Below are 822 nucleotides of genomic sequence, written 5' to 3' on the forward strand. Positions count from 1 at the left end.
GTAACTTTGAGAGAACTACTTGGTTTTCCGAGACGTCGGAAACCGCTACACCGGAAAATCAATTGGAGAAATCACCATGGCAGTGAATGTAAACACTAACGTATCAGCGATGACCGCTCAGCGTTACCTAAACAACGCAAACTCAGCTCAACAAACTTCTATGGAGCGTTTGTCTTCGGGTTTTAAAATCAACAGCGCAAAAGATGACGCTGCGGGTCTACAAATCTCGAACCGTTTGAACGTACAAAGCCGTGGTTTGGATGTAGCGGTTCGCAACGCGAACGACGGTATCTCGATTGCACAAACTGCTGAAGGTGCAATGAATGAGACCACTAACATTCTTCAACGTATGCGAGACTTGTCTCTGCAATCAGCAAACGGTTCAAACTCGAAAGCAGAACGTGTTGCGATTCAAGAAGAAGTGACCGCACTCAACGACGAACTAAATCGTATCGCAGAAACAACCTCTTTCGGTGGTAACAAGCTACTAAACGGCACTCACGGCGCGAAATCGTTCCAAATCGGTGCGGATAACGGCGAAGCGGTAATGCTTGAGCTAAAAGACATGCGCTCAGACAACAAAATGATGGGCGGTGTAAGCTACCAAGCAGAAAGCGGTAAAGGTAAAGATTGGAACGTTGCCCAAGGCAAGAATGACCTAAAAATCAACCTGACGGACAGCTACGGCCAAGAGCAAGAAATCAACATCAGCGCAAAAGCGGGTGACGATATCGAAGAGCTTGCGACTTACATTAACGGTCAAACTGACCTAGTGAAAGCCTCAGTAGACCAAGACGGTAAACTGCAAATCTTTGCTGGCAA

Annotated in this window: 1 protein-coding gene; it reads left to right on the top strand. The window is 46.7% G+C overall.

Features of this window, described 5'->3' with window-relative positions; translation table 11 throughout:
- Positions 1-76: 76 nt before the first annotated feature.
- Positions 77-822 (top strand): flagellin (locus tag R7040_RS25635; protein WP_318081630.1); only part of this gene is annotated, 746 nt, incomplete at its 3' end.

The sequence above is a fragment of the Vibrio sp. 1069 genome, from assembly GCF_033340555.1.